This is a genomic window from uncultured Tateyamaria sp. (assembly GCF_947488715.1).
In the GTDB taxonomy this organism is placed as follows: Bacteria; Pseudomonadota; Alphaproteobacteria; order Rhodobacterales; family Rhodobacteraceae; genus Tateyamaria.
This window is the reverse complement of sequence record NZ_CANLAG010000002.1, coordinates 77,939-92,615: the sequence shown is the minus strand read 5'-3', so window position 1 is coordinate 92,615 and position 14,677 is coordinate 77,939. Positions and strand designations below refer to the sequence as shown.

Sequence of the window (14,677 nt, the reverse complement as noted above, 5' to 3'; positions counted from 1 at the left end):
CGGCAGCGGCACCGCCCTAGACTGGGGCCATGTCGAATTGTGTCGCGCCTCCTCCACTGGACGCATGGGGCCTCTCTGGCCCCGTGCAACACCTACATGGCGGGCACCGCAACACCGTGTTGCGCTTGGGCGATCATGTGCTCAAATCCACCCGCCGGACCGAAGCGGCGATTGCCTGGCTTGTGCCGATATGCAGGGCGGCGGCCCGGTTTGGCCTCGCCGTCCCTGCGCCAATCGCGTCGCGTTCCGGGTCGCTCGTTGTCGACGGCTGGACATGCGAGCCCTTTGTAGACGGCGTCCCGACCCCGCCCAACCGTGTGGCCTCGGCGATGCGCGATCTGCACATCCGCTTGCGCAGCCACCCCCAACGCCCCGGCTTTGCCAGCGCCCGCGACCTTTGCACCATCGACGCGGGCGGCGACGTTGATCTGACGGACATGCCACCGCCCCTCGTGACCGCCTTGCGCGCGGCGTGGGCCACCCTGCCCGCCGAACGCACAGTCATCCACGGCGACCTCAACCCCTCGAACATCCTCACCGACGCCAACAGCACCCCGCACCTGATCGACTGGGACGAAGCCCGCAGCGACGCCGCAACCTTTGATCTCGCCACATGGTCCCAAACTCCAACCCCGCGCGCCGTTCTGGCCTGGGAAATCGCCTGCTGCTGGCACATCGAACCCGAACGCGCCCGCAGGCTCGCACAACAGTTTACAGACTGAAACATCAGCGCTCAAAGCGGTTTGATTGCGCTTGCCCGCGCCACTTATCCGGTCAAACCTGCGCGCCATGACGCCAAACCCCACAAACACCCACATGAACCGCACCGCATGGTGCGCCGTCTCAGCGATGTTTGCGCTCAACGGCGCGCTCTATGGCATCTGGGCCTCGCGCATCCCTGCCGTGGCGCAGACCCACGCGCTGGACAAGGCCGACCTCGGCTGGCTCCTCCTGCTGCTGGCCGCTGGCGCCATCACTGCCTTTCCACTGGCCGGACGGTTGGCGGACCGGCGCGGGGCGGCACCCGTGACGCTGACCATTGCAGTGGCCTATACGGTGATGCTGGTCGCCATCGGCTTTGCACCTTCGGTGGCCCTGCTGGCCGTCGCGCTTTTTTGCTTTGGGGTCACACACGGGGCGATGGATGTCACCATGAACGCCTGGGCGGGCGAGGCCGAGCACCATATCGGCCGCGCAGTCATGTCGTCCTTTCACGCCATGTTCAGCCTGGGCGCCGGTTTGGGTGCCGCAACAGGGTTTGCCGCGGAACACTGGGGCATCGGCACCGGCCCGCATTTCGCCGCTGTTGGCACGGTTACGGCCCTGCTGACCCTCTGGATCGCCCGCATCCGCTGGCAGTCGCCGCGCCATGCAACCACCACGGATGCGCCACTCTTTTCCCTGCCCAAAGGGCCGTTGGTTGCCGTGGGCCTCATCGCCTTTTGCACCTCGATGGGCGAAGGCGCGATGGTCGACTGGAGCGCCCTGCTCATCATCGAAACCACAACCCAAACCCCGGCCAAGGCCGCCTTGGGCTACACCACCTTTTCCGTCGCAATGGTGATCACACGCCTGCTGGGCGATCAGGCGACGCGCCTGATGGGGCCTGTTGCGACGGCACGTGTCGCGGGCCTCGTGGCAACCGCTGGCACGCTCTGCGCAGTTCTCTCGGGCAGCTTTGCCATGACCCTGACCGGGTTCTGCCTGATGGGCGTGGGCTATGCGGTGATTGTGCCGCTGGCATTCTCGCGCGCGGCCAGCGACCCCAACCTACCCCCCGGCACCGCCATCGCAAGCGTGGCGACGCTGGGCTATGGCGGGCTGCTCTTGGGGCCGCCGATCATCGGCTTTGTGGCCCATGCCAGCGACCTGCGCACCGGGTTTGGTGTGCTTGCCCTGCTGGCCGTGCTGATCGTCGTTCTGGCACCGGCGGTGCGCCGGTCCCGCGCCTAGCCCTTGTTGTAGTAAAAGACTTCGCGCACAACCTTGCCGTCTTTCCACGTCTGGAACGCCACCTGTCGCTGGGTGATGCGCGCACCGCCCTTGGGCGTCATCTCGAACTCCCACTCGACCGCGGCCTGATCGCCGTCCACAACCACCCGGCCCACACGGGCCGCATGAAAGGTCACGTTGGCGACAAACTGCTCTTCGAACACACGGTTGGCATCCTTGCCCACCCGGTCCTCGACACCGTTCTCGCTCATCACCACATCATCGGCATAATAGGCCTCGAACGTCTCGAGGATCTCGCCTCGCAACGTGCCATCAATCACCGCTTGTACATTTTCCCGGATCGACATTGTCTATACTCCTGATTTGCACGCCGCGATATGCGGTGGCTACAACCAGCAACATATATGTGTGAAAATATATATCAACGCATAGCTAAGCAGGGCATTGGTGCGCAAATGAACATAACCGCTTTCACATACATCATCCCCGATTACGACGCGGGCATCGCATTTTTCTGCGGCACATTGGGCTTTGACCTGGTAGCGGACATCGATCAAGGGCGCAAACGCTGGGTCGAGGTCAAGGCACCGGGCGCCAACACCAGTGTCATTCTGGCCCGCGCTGACGGCCCGACACAAACCGCCGCAATCGGGCAACAGGGCGCAGGCCGGGTGTGGCTGTTTCTGGAAACCGATGACTTCGACCGCGACCACGCCCACCTGACCGCACAAGGCATCACCTTCGAGGAAGCCCCCCGCCACGAACCCTACGGCACGGTGGCTGTCTTCCGCGATCCCTTCGGCAGCCGCTGGGATCTGATCCAAAAGGCCTAGCGCTTGGCAAATCCGCGCCCCGCCACGCCCATCAAACAACGCGGCACAACCGGGTAGCCTTGGGTCAGCACATAGGCATAGGTGCCGTCCGGATAGGCGTCGTTGGTGACAAAAGTGCCGTTGCAGGCGTCCAACGTGCCCGCCCCCGCGACATAGGCATAGTCCTGATGGAACGCGCCATCAAAGTTGCCGCCGGGCGCATCCCCACCGGGCCGCTCTCCGCGCCTCAACTGGTAGGATGACGTCATGGGCTGCACCACACCGTCCACCTCGGCCGTCAGCGCATAGATCGGAAACCCGTCTGCCGCATAGCCCAGCAGGGGCGATGGCCCCATGCGGGTCCACCCCAGTTCCTGCATCAAACCAATCGGCAGCCCGTGGTAGTGATAGGCCCCTGTCGCCTGCACATGGCCAAAATTCGCATCCAACCCCAGTGACACCGCACCGCCCAGCGCGGCGTAGTCCCAGCCCGAACGCGGCTGGCCCTGCCAAAACTCGGCGGCATTGGGATCGAACGGCACACCGTTGACCGCCACGCCAAACGCAGCCCCCCGCGCCAAGGGTGTGGCCGCGACCACCTGAGGGGTGAGCGGGACGTGGAACACATGGCTCTGGCCCGACAACCGGTTGGGGTTGCCCGAATTGGGAAAGACCCCAACCGGGTGTGTCGGCACACCGTTGGACCGGATCACCCGCCACGCGCCCGACACCTCGATCCGCACGGTCTGCGCATCCATGGCCCGCGTCGCAGGCGCGAGGCTCAGAGGTGCGGCTTCGGTTGCGGTGTGGACGCGCAACCGCGGCTGCGCATCGCTCTGCGCGGCGCATCCCAGCACGATGGCGATTGTCAGGATCAGCGGTTTGATCTGTGCAAATGTGATGGTCATGGGGTGATCCTCCTGTTCGTGTCAGTCAGGCACCGCCTGTTGCGGCACAACGCTGACTGCCCCACGCCCGGCCATGCCAAAGTCGAACACCAGCGTGAAAATATCCGGCACACCGCGCGCAAACCGCAGCGTGACATCGACCGGCACATCCTCCGCAAATCTCACATCGGCGGGCGGCATGGGCGGCGTCGCCGCACCCTCTGCACTGACAGCGATCAGGCGCAAAGGCCCGCCCAAGCCCGTCAGCGTGACAGAAACCGTCACCGCATCCCCCGACGCAACAGCCGACACAACGTCGGCCATCACGTCGGGACCATGCGCCCCATCATGCGCCAGCACCGGTAGGGCCAAAACCAGCCCCAAGGCACAGACAACACAGCGTCTCGGCAGGTGTGAGTGGTGCTTCATCTTGATCTAACGCCCTTCGATTGGATTTCCGTCGCGCCTTCCGGCCATCTTTTCGATAAACCGGGGCGCGCGGAGAAATATTTTGCCACTGGGGGTGTTTTTCCTCTTGCAGCGCAAGGCGGGGATAAGTATCTCCGCCTCACCCAAGGAAGCGGGCGTAGCTCAGGGGTAGAGCATAACCTTGCCAAGGTTAGGGTCGGGCGTTCGAATCGCCTCGCCCGCTCCAACAACCACACCACCCCATGTGGTATCGATAGGGTCGCCTCCGGGCGGCCCTTCGTCGTTTTGGCCACCCGTTTAAACGCCTGCGGCACGACGACGCCCTGCACCGTCGCAACGGCACATGCCCCCACAACATACCGCTGCCACCCCACGACAGGGGCGGTGCCTCGCCCCTCAAACCGGGCATACATCCACAGATAGAACCCGCACAAAGAGAGTATCTTTTCTGAAAAAGCCTGCTAGCGTCATTCCCATATTGTTTAACCTAAACCGCTCTCACGTTCATTTGATGCTCTGATTTCCGTCCACAGCATTGGCCTGTTTTGAGACTTTGAGCTCCGACGCACAGGATGAACCATGCGCATTTCGACGAACGGCCTTCAGGCCGCAAGCAACGCCGACCTGACCAATCAAGGCACCATCCCTCTTCAAAATGATATGCCGCCCGTCGCGGATGACACCGACAACCTCCTGCTCGGCACCGATGGCGACGATACGCTGTCGGGCCTTGGCGGGGATGACACGCTGATTGGCCTCGCGGGTGCGGATCACCTGATTGGCGGCTCCGGCTCGAACACGGCGAGCTAAGCAGGCTCAGACAGCGCTGTGACCGTCGATCTTGCAAATTTCTCGGGCAGCGGCGGACACGCCGAGGGCGATACCTATGTCCAGATCCAGAACGTGACCGGGTCAGACCACAACGACCTCCTGATCAGTCAGAACTTTGCCGACGGCCATCTGGTTGGCGGGGCCGGTGACGACACGCTACAGGGCGGCTTCCGGCAGCACCTGTTCGAGGGTGGAACGGGCGCCGACAGCATCGTTGGCGGGTTCAGCGGGCAAGATGCCGCCACTTATGCGAACTCAACCGCCGCCGTGCAGGTCAACCTCGAGACCGGCCTTGGCACCGGCGGCGAAGCTGAGGGCGACGTGTTGTCCGGCGTGGAAAACCTGATCGGATCGGCACAGGACGATGTGCTGACCGGGAATGCTGGCAACAACACGCTCGAGGGCGGCGCGGGCGCGGACACCTTGGATGGCGGCAGCGGCGGGACCGACACGGCTGCCTACGATGGTGCAACCAGCGGCGTAAACGTGAACCTGGCCACCGGTATCAACACGGGCGGTGACGCCGATGGCGACGTGCTGATCAACATCGACAACCTGCGCGGCAGCGCCTTTGACGACACCCTGACCGGCGACGATGCCAGCAACGGGCTGTCCGGCCAGAGCGGCGACGACCTGATCATCGGCGGCGCAGGTGCGGACATCATCGACGGCGGCGCGGACCAGGACACGGTCAGCTATGCAACCTCTGCCGAGGCGGTCATGGTGGACCTGTCGGCCTTTTTCGGATCGGGCGGCGATGCCGAAGGCGACCAGATCTTCAACATCGAGCACATCACCGGGTCCGCCGGTGACGACGTGCTGACGGGCGACTTTGCCGGCAATCGGATCGACGGCGGCGCGGGCGCGGACACCATGACCGGCGCAATGGGGGATGACACCTATACGGTCGACGATGCGGACGACATGATTGTCGAACTTGAGAGCGCAGGCACCGACGCCGTCCTGGCCTCTGTCACCTATGTGCTGGGCGACAACCTCGAAACCCTGACCCTGACGGGCACAGACGACATCGACGGGGCCGGAAACGGGCTGGACAATACGGTCACCGGCAACGCGGGCAACAACGGCATCTTTGGCGGGGGCGGCGCCAATGTGCTGGCTGGCGGTCTGGGCGACGACGCCTACTATGCAAGTGCTGCGGACACGGTCACCGAAGACGCCGACGCAGGCAACGACACCGTATACGCGGCCCAAAACGACAGTTTCACCCTCGCCGATAACGTCGAAAACCTGGTTCTGGATGGCACCGCTGATGTGTCCGGCACGGGCAATGCCGGTGACAACCTCATCGTGGGCAGCACAAACACCGGCGCCAACACGCTGATCGGCCTGGATGGCGATGACACCTACCGCGTGGACAGCGGCGACATCGTGGTCGAACAGGCGGATGGCGGCAGCGACACCGTGGTCAGCGACAGCGACTACACCCTTGGCGATCATGTCGAAACTCTGGTGCTGACCGGGGCCATGACCGCGAACGCCACCGGCAACAGCGGCGACAACACACTGATCGGCAACGCGGGCGACAACGTATTGAACGGCCTTGGCGGCGACGACGCCCTGATCGGAGACGGCGGCAACGACACCCTGAACGGCGGCGCGGGCAACGACACACTCGAAGCCAGCGGCACAGACACCACCACGATCAACGGCGGCGCGGGCGACGACCACATCCAGCACACCGGCCTGGGCGGCACCTTCGATGGCGGGGCGGACAGCGACACGCTGTTTATGGCCGGCAGCCGCGATGGCTATGCGGTGGTGCATGACGCCGAGGGCACGCCCACCGTAGCGACACAGATCGCAACGAACATAGGCGGGGAATCGAGCTCCATTGCAGGATTAGAGGTTATTGGCGGATGCGAATGGGGCTTTGCCCCCTGCGAAGCAGAGGACCCCGACGGCGTCGCTGGACCCATAGTGCTGGAAACGGTTGCCCTGTTGACCGACGCCACGCTGACGTCGGACCCGATCGAGCTGATGTCGATGGACGCAGGCGTCATGACCCCATTCGGCGACGGCACAACCGAGGACGGCTATACCGTAACCATCGCCTGGATGACCATCGAGGTGGACGGCAAGCGCCCGGAAACGCAGGAAGAGTTCGAAAGCATCTGGCTCGCCCTGAACCGGTTCTGGGAATACAACGACCTCACCGAAGAAGAACGCGCCGCCCTGACGGCCGAGCTCGAAGCGCTGGACATCACCGGCCTGCGCCTCACCGCCAACCACTTTGGCGAAGTCTACACCCTCACTGTCGGCGCCGAGGCGTTCTCGGTCGCAGCCACCGGCCAGGACGGTGATGACATCATGAACGGCAATATCGCCAGCGACGCATTCGCCGGGGCCGCAGGCAACGACGAATTGAACGGCGGCGGCGGGTTCGACACGCTGGACGGCGGAGCCGACAATGACCTGCTCCGCGGCAATGCGGGCAATGACCTGATGAACGGTGACAGCGGTCAGGACACGCTCTTGGGCGGCATCGGGTTCGACACGATGAACGGCGGCGACGGCGACGACCTGCTCGCAGGCGGCGATGGCAACGACCTGCTCTCGGGTGGTCTGGGCCTCGACACCCTGCGCGGCGACGCAGGCAACGACACACTCAACGGCCAATCCGGCTTTGACGTCCTTGATGGCGGGTCGGGCAACGACGTGCTGAACGGCAACGCAGGCGCGGACACCCTCAGCGGCGAAGACGGCAACGACGTGCTCAACGGCGGCATCAACAACGACCTGCTGTTCGGCGACGCAGGCAATGACACGCTGAACGGCGGCAACGGCACCGACACCCTGTTCGGTGGCGACGGCGACGACTTTGTCTTTGGGAACGCCGGCAACGACAGCCTTTATGGCGGCGCAGGCGACGACCTGCTCGATGGCGGCCTGGCGCGGGACACGTTCTTCTTTGATCTGGGCAACGACACGATCACCGACTTTGCCAACAACTTCGACACCATCGCGCTGAACATGAGCCTGCTGGATGAAACAGTCACCATCGACCTCAGTCCTGCAACCGTCGCGGATGTGTTCACCGTTGTCGGCGACAACCTCGTGGGCGACTTTGGCAACGGAAACACCCTGCAAATCAACGGCGTAACGGATTTCAACCTGCTGTTGGACGATCTGATCTTTTACTGAACCAGATGGCCAGAGGGCGTCATGCCTCCTGGCCGGTCGCGGTTTATGCGGATGCATTCTCTTGCGCGGGCGCGCCCCAGGACGCCACCCATGCAGCACCCGCAGCCGCCGCACCAATGGCCAGCAAACCACCCATCAGCACCAGCCCGACCGAGGCGAAAAAGCCCAGAAATACCAGCGCGGTGATGGTCCCGGCAGCGGTCAGGGCGGCGGATTTGATGCGGTTCATTGGGTTTTCCTTTGTCTCTCATTACGATGAGAAACAGATAGGCACCCCACCTCACCGGCGCCTGACGCGCGGTTTACAATTTTGTAAGCGTCGGAAACCGGACCGTCACAGCCAGCCCGCGCCCGCCGTCCCCGTCCGTCAGGCTCAACGTGGCGTCATGCAGGGCGCTGATGGCCGCCACCATCGACAGCCCAAGCCCGTAGCCCGTACCCTGCCGCGTGTCCTCAATCTGATACAGTGGCTCCCGCACCTTGTCGCGCGCATCCAGCGGGATGCCCGGCCCCTGATCCACCACCGCAACAACGGCCCCATGCACCATCAGGCGCACCACCTGCCCCGCCGCACCATAGCGCAGCGCATTCTGGATCAGGTTTGCCAACAGTTGCACCAACAGATCGCGGTCACCGCGCACCACGGCCGGGGCGGTGACCTCGACACTCAGTCGCTGGCCCGCATCCTCGATCACGGGCGCAAAGGTCTCGGCAACCTCATGGGTCAGACGCCCCAGATCCACGTCCTCAAACGCGGCCTTGCCCGCACCGCTTTCGACCCGCGCCAGACGCAACAGCGCGTTGAACGTGCCCACGATGTGGTCAATCTGGTCCAGTGCCGCCACAAGCGTGTCTGCGTCCACGGCGCGGTCATGGTCGACAAGATCGGTCAGGCTGGTCTCCACATGCGCGCGCAGCCGCGCCAGCGGTGTGCGCAAATCGTGCGCAATGTTGGACGACTGCACGCGCATCTGTTCCATGGACTGCGCCAGCCGCCCGGTTGTGGCATTGATGCGATCGGCCAACAGGCTCAGGTCATCACGCCGTCCCGGCAGCGTGATCTGCGCGTCCAACCTGCCCTGTGCCACGTCCGACAACCCGGCACTGATCAGATCAACCCGGCGCTGCGCGCGTGCGGCAAACCACAGGCCTGCCAGTATCCCCGCCGCCAGCATCCCCAACAACGACACCTGCAAACCACCGATGAGCGTATCCAGCAGTTCGTCCTGACGTTCGACGTTTTCGGCGACGATGATCCTGTCACCTGCTCCGGTCGTGCGCACAAGAACCCGGTAATCCGCGCCGCGCCGATCAAACAGATAGGCACCGTCGCCACGGGTCGGCATGGCAAACGGCAGCGCGCCCTGCACGCCCCCCCCTGTCTGAACTGCAATGTGCTGGCCAAACCCCGGATCCGGCAGCGCCGCCTGCTGTGTCAGTGCCTGCGCGACTTGATCCGCCTGCGCATTCAGGCGCGCATCGACCATCCGGTTCATCTCTTTCTGGACCAGCACATAGGTGGCCACCCCGGCCAGCGCCGTCACAACCGCAAACACCAGTATCAGGCTCAGCGTCAGGCGGACCGCAGACTGTTGGCCGAGCCGTTTAACGCGGTTCGAAAACATAGCCCGATCCCCTGATCGTGCGCAGGACCGTGTCCCCGAACGGCTTTTCGATCTTGCTGCGCAAACGGCTGATGTGGGTCTCGACGACGCTGGTGGTGGGGTCGAAATTCATGTCCCACACCCGCTCCAGCAGCATCGTGCGGGTCTGCACCCGCCCCTTGGCGCGCATGAACACCTCCAGCAGCAGAAATTCCTTGGGGTTCAGGTCGATCTCGCGGTCCTGCCGGGTGCAGGTCCGCTTGTGCAGGTCCAGCACAATGTCCCCCGCGCACAGCTGCGATGTCTGCGCTTCCGGCATGCCCTGCCGACGGGTCAGCACCTCGATCCGCGCCACCAACTCGCGAAAGGCAAAGGGCTTGACCAGATAGTCATCGCCTCCCGCCTGCAAACCTTCGACACGGTCCTCAATGTCGCCCAGCGCGGACAGGAAGATGGCTGGCGCCGTGACCTTGGCCTGCCGCAGCGCCTTGAGCACCGCCAGACCATCCAGCCCCGGCACCATACGGTCCAGCACCAGCACGTCATAGTCCTGCGCCATCGCCGCAATCATCGCGTCCTTGCCGTCGCCAAACAGGTCCACCACATGCCCTGCCTCACGCAGCCCCTTTTCAATCCACGGACCCAGCGTTTTGTCATCTTCAAGAACGAGAAGGCGCATGTGTCTGTCCTGTGATCCGGGCCTTTTGCAGCACAGACTTGCCGATATAGATCATTTCGGTCAATCCAATTGCCCCCCGAAAATCAAAGCGTTCGCTGTGTATGCGGCCCGTCTTGCCCAAATGGGTCCAGATCCGCGTCACCATGCCCTTCAACCCCTCGGGTCCACACAGATAGACCTGCGTGCCAGCGGGCAATGCACTTGCGATCTCTGCAAAGCGCGCCGGCGTCAGACCCTCGCCACGGTCGTTGGACAGCACCACCAGATCCAGCTGCGGCAACCGGCGGGCATGGGCCTCGACTGCAGCGATGCCACCGGCGGTCTCCCGCGAGCGGATGCAATACAACAGCGTGACACGCGCCCCGTCATCGGGCTGCATCCGCTCCATCGCGGCCATGAACGGCGTGATCCCCACACCGCCCGCAACCCACAACTGTTCCTTGCGGGCGGCACCCACCTGCGGCAGGAACCGGCCCACCGCTCGGCTGATGCGAAACCGATCCCCCGCCGCGACAGTATGCACAAACGCACCGGTCCAATCCCCCGCATCGCGAATGACAAACGACCGCGACCGCGCATCCCCGCCCGAAATGGTGAACGGATGCGCCTCGGCCCGCGCGCGATTGTGCGCCAGCGTCGCAAACTGGCCGGGCCGAAAGGCCGACAGCGGCGCATCGGACACAAACCGCACCTCGACCCCACCCTCAAAGGGCGTGACCTGCTCCACCGTGACCAGCCGCGTCGGCACAATCTTGCGCCACAAGGTCTGCCCCCAGGCCAGCAACCCAACCCCGGACACAACCGCCACCAGGGTCCACGGCACTGCCCCCACAGCCAACGGGCTGGCCACGAAAAACGTATGATAGGCCGCCAGCACAAACACCGGACCCATCAGCATATGGCTCGCCTTCCACAAGTGATACGGGATCGCGCGCACCATTGCCGCCCCCGTCATGACCAGCAATCCCATGGCCGCAAGCGTGCCGACCTCTTCGCCGCTCTCGGCCAACAGCGGCGCCAGACCCGCACCAATGGACTCGGCTGTGGCCCAATGGCCCATCGCACCAAAGAGCGCAAAAAACCCCAGCCACCGATGCGCCCCATAGGACTTGTCCGGCCCGCCCATGATCACATCCACCACACGCCACCGCGCCGCCAGAATGAGAGTCAGCGCCATCGACGTCATGGCCAACATGCCAAGGGCCGCAGGCACAACACTCGCCAACGGGACAAAGGGGGCAACAACAGCCACATGCAGACCAGCAAAGGCTGCAGCGATAGAGAGGGACGTCTTGTTCATTTCAGGCTCCGATCGATGATCCGACCGGATGTAGACACCCCACCTGCCCCGCGCCTGACGCGTGGCTTACAATTTTGTAAGACTGCCGCGGGTGCCTAGAACACCTTGAACGTCATCGTGGTCAGCGACCGCTCGATCCCGTCAATGTCCAGCAACTGCTCGTTGATGTACTTGCCCACGTCCTGCCCCTCGGGGATGTAGACCTTCATCATCAGATCGAAATCACCGGAGGTGGAATACAGTTCGGAATGGATCTCGCGCAGCGCGATCTCGTCGGCCACCTTGTAGGTCGTGCCGGGGCGACAACGGATCTGGATAAAGACACAGGTGGTCATGGGCGGGCCTCTCTAGCGTGGCGGACATTGCCCACCCGTAGTGACATGTCTGCACTGGCGCACGCAAGTCGCGTGGCCGCACCCTTGGCGACAGCCGCCCGCCTGCCTATAGAAGGCCCAAGACCGCAACACCCCAAGAGGAGCCGCGCAATGCGCAGCAGCACCATCACGCGCACCACCGCCGAAACAGACATCTCGGTGTCCCTGAACCTCGATGGCACCGGCGTATATGACAACCAGACCGGCGTGGGGTTCTTTGATCACATGCTGGACCAACTGGCCCGCCACGCCCTGATCGACATGACCGTGCGCTGCACTGGCGACCTGCACATCGACGACCACCACACCGTCGAAGACGTGGGCATCGCCATCGGCCAGGCGCTGACACAGGCGGTTGGGGCCAAAACGGGCATCCGCCGCTACGGGTCCTGCCTGCTGCCGATGGACGACGCACTGGTGCGCGCCGCACTCGACCTCTCGGGTCGGCCTTTTCTGATCTGGAACGTGGACCTTCCCACGCCCAAGATCGGCACCTTTGACACCGAACTGGTGCGCGAGTTCTTTCAAGCCCTCAGCACCCATGGCGGCATCACGCTGCACGTGGACATGCTGCACGGCCTCAACAGCCACCACATCGCCGAAGCGGCGTTCAAATCCGTGGCCCGCGCCCTGCGCGACGCGCTCGAAGTGGATCCGCGCCAGGCCAATGCCGTTCCCTCGACCAAAGGCACGCTATGAGCCTCACCGCCCTGATCGACTACGAAAGCGGCAACCTCCACTCGGCCCACAAAGCCTTTGAGCGCATGGCCCGCGAGGCGGACGCAGGCACCGTCGTCGTGACGTCGGACGCCGACGTCGTGGCACGCGCCGACCGGATCGTGTTGCCCGGCGACGGCGCTTTTCCGGCCTGTGCGGCGGCGCTGCGCGGTGCGGGTGGCGTCTATGACGCGCTGGTCGAGGCTGTGGAACACCGCGGGCGTCCCTTTCTGGGCATCTGCGTCGGCATGCAACTGATGGCCAGCATGGGCCGCGAATACACCGACACGCCCGGCCTCGATTGGGTCGGCGGTCAGGTGGTGCCAATCGCGCCTTCGGACCCCGGTTTCAAGGTGCCGCATATGGGCTGGAACGATCTGGTGCTGGATGCGGATCACGCCCTGTTTGATGGCGTGTCCACCGGCGATCACACCTATTTCGTCCACTCCTACCACTTCGAAGTGGCCGACCCCGCCCTGCGTCTGGCGCATGTGGACTACGGCGGTGATGTCACCGCAGTGGTCGGGCGCGACACGATGGTGGGGATGCAGTTCCACCCCGAGAAAAGCCAGGATGTCGGCCTGCGCATGATCCGCAATTTCCTGACCTGGGCCCCCTGAGGCGGCCTGCCGCCCCGGTTCGGGGTGCAGCGTGCCATAGGGCGGCTTAATATCCCCCTAGGGCACCGTGCGCCGCACAAGCCTCTGTTATTCGGTCTGAAATTGCAGGTGGCAAAGATGTCGTGAACACACCGCACACCCTGTCCCCGCGGGGACAGACCGGCCCGGCTCAGGTTCGCGCCGCCTTTTCGGCGATCCCCGACGTGCCCTGACGGCGCGCCAGCTCGTCCATCACGTCGCCCAGCGCCACGTCCCGCGCGGCCAGCATCACCAGCAGATGATAGAGAACGTCCGCCGCCTCCGATGTCAGCCCGGCCTTGTCGTCCTTCACCGCCTCGATGATCGCCTCAACGGCCTCTTCACCGAATTTCTCGGCGCATTTCTCCGGCCCCTTGGACAACAGCTTGGCGGTCCACGAACTCTCGGGGTCCGCGCCCTTGCGCGCCTCGATCGTGGCAAAAAGATCGTCGAGCGTCATGTGGTCAACCTCATCGGGATACCCGCCGCAGCCATGTGCGCCTTGGCCTCAGCAATGGTGTAGTCGCCAAAGTGAAAGATCGACGCCGCCAGCACCGCCGACGCCCCGCCTTCGGTGACGCCGTCCACCAGGTGATCCAGCGTGCCGACTCCACCACTCGCAATCACGGGAATGGTCACGGCATCGGAGATCGCACGGGTCAGCGGCAGGTTGAACCCCGCGCGCGTGCCGTCGCGGTCCATCGAGGTCAGCAGGATCTCGCCCGCGCCCTTGGCCGCAGCCGTGCGCGCAAATTCCACCGCGTCAATGCCCGTGGGCTTGCGGCCGCCGTGGGTAAAGATCTCCCACTTGCCGGGGCTGACCGTCTTGGCGTCAATGGCGCAAACGATGCACTGGCTGCCAAACTGGTCCGCCGCGCGCGTCAGCACGTCGGGGTCCGCGACGGCGGCCGAGTTGAACGACACCTTGTCCGCCCCCGCCAACAGCAGCGCCCGCACATCCGCAACCGTCCGCACGCCGCCCCCGACCGTCAGAGGGATAAAACACTGCTCTGCGGTGCGCTGGACCAGATCGAACATGGTGCCGCGGTTTTCGTGGGTCGCATGAATGTCGAGAAAACACAGCTCGTCCGCACCGGCGGCATCATAGGCCCGCGCCGCTGCGACCGGATCGCCCGCGTCGACCAGATCGACAAAGTTCACGCCCTTGACCACACGGCCATCAGCGACATCGAGACAGGGAATGATACGGGTCTTCAGCATGGGTCATCTCGTAACTTGCTTTCCCGGCGGGGAAAAGGGGCTCTGCCTCCGGCCCGCGTCCCGGCCC

Annotated in this window: 17 protein-coding genes and 1 tRNA gene; 8 read left to right on the top strand and 10 right to left on the bottom strand. The window is 64.2% G+C overall.

Annotated features, from left to right (window positions below):
• Positions 1–29 precede the first annotated feature (29 nt).
• Both Q0936_RS04760 and Q0936_RS04755 read left to right on the top strand, forming a co-directional pair.
• Complete coding sequence (locus Q0936_RS04760; protein ID WP_299296046.1) at positions 30–722, top strand: phosphotransferase; 693 nt, start codon at positions 30–32, stop codon at positions 720–722.
• A 31-nt stretch (positions 723–753) separates the two neighbouring features.
• Entirely contained in the window at positions 754–1,953 is a 1,200-nt protein-coding gene (locus Q0936_RS04755) for an MFS transporter (RefSeq protein WP_299296044.1), read from the top strand.
• Here the strand turns inward: Q0936_RS04755 and Q0936_RS04750 are convergent.
• Positions 1,950–2,300: a nuclear transport factor 2 family protein gene (locus tag Q0936_RS04750; protein WP_299140342.1), complete on the bottom strand. Its 351-nt coding sequence runs from the start codon at positions 2,298–2,300 to the stop codon at positions 1,950–1,952. The two genes, Q0936_RS04755 and Q0936_RS04750, sit on opposite strands and share 4 nt — an antisense overlap.
• Before the next feature lie 108 nt (positions 2,301–2,408).
• Between Q0936_RS04750 and Q0936_RS04745 the strand changes: the two genes are divergently transcribed.
• Entirely contained in the window at positions 2,409–2,786 is a 378-nt protein-coding gene (locus Q0936_RS04745; RefSeq protein WP_299296042.1) for a VOC family protein, read from the top strand.
• Here Q0936_RS04745 and Q0936_RS04740 read toward each other — a convergent pair.
• Together Q0936_RS04740 and Q0936_RS04735 are read right to left on the bottom strand one after the other, a co-directional pair.
• Positions 2,783–3,673, bottom strand: a complete 891-nt coding sequence (locus Q0936_RS04740) for a YHYH protein (RefSeq protein WP_299296040.1) — start codon at positions 3,671–3,673, stop codon at positions 2,783–2,785. The genes Q0936_RS04745 and Q0936_RS04740 overlap by 4 nt on opposite strands.
• Before the next feature lie 21 nt (positions 3,674–3,694).
• Positions 3,695–4,081, bottom strand: a complete 387-nt coding sequence (locus tag Q0936_RS04735; RefSeq protein ID WP_299140333.1) for a hypothetical protein — start codon at positions 4,079–4,081, stop codon at positions 3,695–3,697.
• A 151-nt stretch (positions 4,082–4,232) separates the two neighbouring features.
• Here Q0936_RS04735 and Q0936_RS04730 point away from each other — a divergent pair.
• From Q0936_RS04730 to Q0936_RS04720, 3 genes are all read left to right on the top strand, one after another.
• Positions 4,233–4,307, top strand: a tRNA-Gly gene (locus Q0936_RS04730).
• Positions 4,308–4,660: 353 nt separating this feature from the next.
• Entirely contained in the window at positions 4,661–4,891 is a 231-nt protein-coding gene (locus Q0936_RS04725) for a hypothetical protein (protein ID WP_299296038.1), read from the top strand.
• An 18-nt stretch (positions 4,892–4,909) separates the two neighbouring features.
• Complete coding sequence (locus Q0936_RS04720; protein WP_299296037.1) at positions 4,910–8,077, top strand: calcium-binding protein; 3,168 nt, start codon at positions 4,910–4,912, stop codon at positions 8,075–8,077.
• 43 nt (positions 8,078–8,120) lie between these two features.
• Here Q0936_RS04720 and Q0936_RS04715 read toward each other — a convergent pair whose 3' ends face one another.
• The 5 genes from Q0936_RS04715 to Q0936_RS04695 all read right to left on the bottom strand — a co-directional run bounded on the left by Q0936_RS04715 (position 8,121) and on the right by Q0936_RS04695 (position 11,995).
• Positions 8,121–8,306, bottom strand: coding sequence for a hypothetical protein (locus tag Q0936_RS04715; RefSeq protein ID WP_299296036.1), 186 nt, complete (start codon positions 8,304–8,306; stop codon positions 8,121–8,123).
• A gap of 73 nt (positions 8,307–8,379) precedes the next feature.
• Positions 8,380–9,702: a HAMP domain-containing sensor histidine kinase gene (locus Q0936_RS04710; RefSeq protein WP_299296035.1), complete on the bottom strand. Its 1,323-nt coding sequence runs from the start codon at positions 9,700–9,702 to the stop codon at positions 8,380–8,382.
• Complete coding sequence (locus Q0936_RS04705) at positions 9,683–10,360, bottom strand: response regulator transcription factor (RefSeq protein ID WP_299296034.1); 678 nt, start codon at positions 10,358–10,360, stop codon at positions 9,683–9,685. Before Q0936_RS04705 ends, Q0936_RS04710 begins: the two co-directional genes overlap by 20 nt.
• Positions 10,341–11,660: a ferric reductase-like transmembrane domain-containing protein gene (locus tag Q0936_RS04700; RefSeq protein WP_299296033.1), complete on the bottom strand. Its 1,320-nt coding sequence runs from the start codon at positions 11,658–11,660 to the stop codon at positions 10,341–10,343. Before Q0936_RS04700 ends, Q0936_RS04705 begins: the two co-directional genes overlap by 20 nt.
• 95 nt (positions 11,661–11,755) lie before the next feature.
• Positions 11,756–11,995, bottom strand: a complete 240-nt coding sequence (locus Q0936_RS04695; protein ID WP_299140313.1) for an Lrp/AsnC ligand binding domain-containing protein — start codon at positions 11,993–11,995, stop codon at positions 11,756–11,758.
• A 150-nt stretch (positions 11,996–12,145) separates the two neighbouring features.
• Here Q0936_RS04695 and hisB point away from each other — a divergent pair, with 150 nt between their 5' ends.
• Together hisB and hisH are read left to right on the top strand one after the other, a co-directional pair.
• Entirely contained in the window at positions 12,146–12,733 is a 588-nt protein-coding gene (gene hisB / locus Q0936_RS04690; RefSeq protein ID WP_299296032.1) for an imidazoleglycerol-phosphate dehydratase HisB, read from the top strand.
• Positions 12,730–13,371 carry an imidazole glycerol phosphate synthase subunit HisH gene (gene hisH / locus Q0936_RS04685; RefSeq protein ID WP_299296031.1) on the top strand — a complete coding sequence of 214 codons (642 nt, stop codon included), beginning with the start codon at positions 12,730–12,732 and terminating at the stop codon, positions 13,369–13,371. The genes hisB and hisH overlap by 4 nt, the downstream gene beginning before the upstream one ends.
• Before the next feature lie 169 nt (positions 13,372–13,540).
• Here the strand turns inward: hisH and Q0936_RS04680 are convergent, their stop codons facing one another.
• Entirely contained in the window at positions 13,541–13,849 is a 309-nt protein-coding gene (locus Q0936_RS04680; RefSeq protein WP_299296030.1) for a phosphoribosyl-ATP diphosphatase, read from the bottom strand.
• The gene (gene hisF, locus Q0936_RS04675) at positions 13,846–14,610 is read right to left on the bottom strand and encodes an imidazole glycerol phosphate synthase subunit HisF (protein ID WP_299140304.1); all 765 of its coding nucleotides are present in this window, start codon (positions 14,608–14,610) and stop codon (positions 13,846–13,848) included. Before hisF ends, Q0936_RS04680 begins: the two co-directional genes overlap by 4 nt.
• Between the last annotated feature and the right edge of the window lie 67 nt (positions 14,611–14,677).

Excerpts from the sequence above, each read along its gene's own strand:
- Q0936_RS04710 (WP_299296035.1), bottom strand. The coding sequence starts at position 9,702 with ATGTTTTCGAACCGCGTTAAACGGCTCGGCCAACAGTCTGCGGTCCGC.
- Q0936_RS04705 (WP_299296034.1), bottom strand. The coding sequence starts at position 10,360 with ATGCGCCTTCTCGTTCTTGAAGATGACAAAACGCTGGGTCCGTGGATT.
- hisB (WP_299296032.1), top strand. The coding sequence starts at position 12,146 with ATGCGCAGCAGCACCATCACGCGCACCACCGCCGAAACAGACATCTCG.
- Q0936_RS04680 (WP_299296030.1), bottom strand. The coding sequence starts at position 13,849 with ATGACGCTCGACGATCTTTTTGCCACGATCGAGGCGCGCAAGGGCGCG.
- Q0936_RS04760 (WP_299296046.1), top strand. The coding sequence starts at position 30 with ATGTCGAATTGTGTCGCGCCTCCTCCACTGGACGCATGGGGCCTCTCT.
- Q0936_RS04735 (WP_299140333.1), bottom strand. The coding sequence starts at position 4,081 with ATGAAGCACCACTCACACCTGCCGAGACGCTGTGTTGTCTGTGCCTTG.
- Q0936_RS04725 (WP_299296038.1), top strand. The coding sequence starts at position 4,661 with ATGCGCATTTCGACGAACGGCCTTCAGGCCGCAAGCAACGCCGACCTG.
- Q0936_RS04740 (WP_299296040.1), bottom strand. The coding sequence starts at position 3,673 with ATGACCATCACATTTGCACAGATCAAACCGCTGATCCTGACAATCGCC.
- Q0936_RS04745 (WP_299296042.1), top strand. The coding sequence starts at position 2,409 with ATGAACATAACCGCTTTCACATACATCATCCCCGATTACGACGCGGGC.
- Q0936_RS04750 (WP_299140342.1), bottom strand. The coding sequence starts at position 2,300 with ATGTCGATCCGGGAAAATGTACAAGCGGTGATTGATGGCACGTTGCGA.
- Q0936_RS04715 (WP_299296036.1), bottom strand. The coding sequence starts at position 8,306 with ATGAACCGCATCAAATCCGCCGCCCTGACCGCTGCCGGGACCATCACC.
- hisH (WP_299296031.1), top strand. The coding sequence starts at position 12,730 with ATGAGCCTCACCGCCCTGATCGACTACGAAAGCGGCAACCTCCACTCG.
- Q0936_RS04695 (WP_299140313.1), bottom strand. The coding sequence starts at position 11,995 with ATGACCACCTGTGTCTTTATCCAGATCCGTTGTCGCCCCGGCACGACC.
- Q0936_RS04700 (WP_299296033.1), bottom strand. The coding sequence starts at position 11,660 with ATGAACAAGACGTCCCTCTCTATCGCTGCAGCCTTTGCTGGTCTGCAT.
- hisF (WP_299140304.1), bottom strand. The coding sequence starts at position 14,610 with ATGCTGAAGACCCGTATCATTCCCTGTCTCGATGTCGCTGATGGCCGT.